This window comes from Francisella sp. 19X1-34 (assembly GCF_041102755.1).
Classification (GTDB): Bacteria; Pseudomonadota; Gammaproteobacteria; order Francisellales; family Francisellaceae; genus Francisella.
The window spans coordinates 2,501-5,264 of the sequence record NZ_JBGCTX010000096.1 but is presented as its reverse complement, the minus strand read 5'-3'; the positions used below and the strand labels follow the sequence as shown (position 1 = coordinate 5,264).

The window sequence follows — 2,764 nt, the reverse complement described above, 5'->3', positions numbered from 1 at the left end:
AAAGATGTAAAAAGGGTTAATTTTTGGTGTTTATATCTTGACATTTAGTGTTTTGGATTGGTTGATTTAGGTATTTTATATCTAAAGATGGAAAAGTTAAAAAAGTTTAAATTTTTTTAAAAAAGTACTTGCAATTGTAGGGAGTGATGCGTATTATATGTCTTCACCGGCTGACGAGTGATGTTAACGGTAAGAAGCTAAGGCTTCTAAGATATTTAATAGATATATTATATACAAACACTTTGTTAAAGAATTTGAGTATCAGTAGTTAGAGTCAGAATTTGAGAATTAAACTGAAGAGTTTGATCCTGGCTCAGATTGAACGCTGGTGGCATGCTTAACACATGCAAGTCGAACGGTAACAGGAAGAGCTTGCTCTTTGCTGACGAGTGGCGGACGGGTGAGTAACGCGTAGGAATCTGCCCATTTGTGGGGGATACCAGTTGGAAACGACTGTTAATACCGCATAATATCTGCGGATTAAAGGTGGCCTTTGTGCTGCCGCAGATGGATGAGCCTGCGTTAGATTAGCTTGTTGGTGGGGTAAAGGCCTACCAAGGCTACGATCTATAGCTGATTTGAGAGGATGATCAGCCACATTGGGACTGAGACACGGCCCAAACTCCTACGGGAGGCAGCAGTGGGGAATATTGGACAATGGGGGAAACCCTGATCCAGCAATGCCATGTGTGTGAAGAAGGCTCTAGGGTTGTAAAGCACTTTAGTTGGGGAGGAAAGCTTATGAGTTAATAGCTTGTAGGAAGGACGTTACCCAAAGAATAAGGACCGGCTAACTCCGTGCCAGCAGCCGCGGTAATACGGGGGGTCCGAGCGTTAATCGGAATTACTGGGCGTAAAGGGTCTGTAGGTGGTTTGTTAAGTCAGATGTGAAAGCCCAGGGCTCAACCTTGGAACTGCATTTGATACTGGCAAACTAGAGTATGGTAGAGGAATGGGGAATTTCTGGTGTAGCGGTGAAATGCGTAGAGATCAGAAGGAACACCAATGGCGAAGGCAACATTCTGGACCAATACTGACACTGAGGGACGAAAGCGTGGGGATCAAACAGGATTAGATACCCTGGTAGTCCACGCTGTAAACGATGAGTACTAGCTGTTGGAGTCGGTGTAAAGGCTCTAGTGGCGTAGCTAACGCGTTAAGTACTCCGCCTGGGGACTACGGCCGCAAGGCTAAAACTCAAAGGAATTGACGGGGACCCGCACAAGCGGTGGAGCATGTGGTTTAATTCGATGCAACGCGAAGAACCTTACCTGGTCTTGACATCCTGCGAACTTTCTAGAGATAGATTGGTGCCTTCGGGAACGCAGTGACAGGTGCTGCACGGCTGTCGTCAGCTCGTGTTGTGAAATGTTGGGTTAAGTCCCGCAACGAGCGCAACCCCTATTGATAGTTACCATCATTAAGTTGGGTACTCTATTGAGACTGCCGCTGACAAGGCGGAGGAAGGTGGGGACGACGTCAAGTCATCATGGCCCTTACGACCAGGGCTACACACGTGCTACAATGGGTATTACAGAGGGCTGCGAAGGTGCGAGCTGGAGCGAAACTCAGAAAGGTACTCTTAGTCCGGATTGCAGTCTGCAACTCGACTGCATGAAGTCGGAATCGCTAGTAATCGCAGGTCAGAATACTGCGGTGAATACGTTCCCGGGTCTTGTACACACCGCCCGTCACACCATGGGAGTGGGTTGCTCCAGAAGTAGATAGCTTAACGAATGGGCGTTTACCACGGAGTGATTCATGACTGGGGTGAAGTCGTAACAAGGTAGCCGTAGGGGAACCTGCGGCTGGATCACCTCCTTAACGGAAATACGAAAAAAATAGAATAAGCTTTAATTACTTACTTAGATTATTTAGCTTAGTGTTTGTAGATAATATATTTTAGTGTAAATAGAATACGGGTCTGTAGCTCAGTTGGTTAGAGCGCACCCCTGATAAGGGTGAGGTCGGTAGTTCGAGTCTACTCAGACCCACCAGTTTTTTTGGGGCCATAGCTCAGCTGGGAGAGCACCTGCTTTGCACGCAGGGGGTCAGCGGTTCGATCCCGCTTGGCTCCACCATTATTTTATTTGCATGAAGATAGAGATATTTAACAATTTAGTATAGAAATAGACTTAAGAGAATAAGTGCAAGCGGTGGATGCCTTGGCATTCAGAGGCGATGAAGGACGTGATAATCTGCGATAAGCTTCGGTTAGTTGGTAAATAAACTTTGATCCGGAGATTTCCGAATGGGGGAACCCACCTGGCATAAGCTAGGTACTCACTCGACATAGAGTGTAGAGCGAACGAGGGGAACTGAAACATCTAAGTACCCTTAGGAAGAGAAATCAAATGAGATTCCCATAGTAGCGGCGAGCGAAGTGGGAAGAGCCTGGTATGATTTAGCTGTAATTATAGTAGAACAAGTTGGGAAGCTTGACGATAGAGGGTGATAGTCCCGTATACGAAATAATCACAGTGGAACTAAGCATACGAACAAGTAGGACGGGGCACGTGGAACCTTGTCTGAATATGGGGGGACCATCCTCCAAGGCTAAATACTCCTGAATGACCGATAGTGAACTAGTACCGTGAGGGAAAGGTGAAAAGAACCCTTATAAAGGGAGTGAAATAGAATCTGAAACCGCTTGCATACAAGCAGTAGGAGCATTATTTAGTAATGTGACTGCGTACCTTTTGTATAATGGGTCAGCGAGTTACTTTTAGTGGCGAGGATAACTGAATAAGGGATCCGTAGCGAA

General features: G+C 46.2%; 2 tRNA genes and 2 rRNA genes (1 of these 4 only partly in view). All 4 read left to right on the top strand.

The features are described 5' to 3' along the window. Nucleotides 1-290 precede the first annotated feature (290 nt). Nucleotides 291-1,824 (top strand): 16S ribosomal RNA (locus AB8E56_RS11060). A 96-nt stretch (nt 1,825-1,920) separates the two neighbouring features. After that, nucleotides 1,921-1,997, top strand: a tRNA-Ile gene (locus tag AB8E56_RS11055). 8 nt (nt 1,998-2,005) lie between these two features. Continuing rightward, nucleotides 2,006-2,081, top strand: a tRNA-Ala gene (locus AB8E56_RS11050). Nucleotides 2,082-2,133: 52 nt separating this feature from the next. Continuing rightward, nucleotides 2,134-2,764 (top strand): 23S ribosomal RNA (locus AB8E56_RS11045); it runs 2,257 nt beyond the window's last position. The 16S and 23S rRNA genes sit together here with 2 tRNA genes alongside, the layout of an rRNA operon.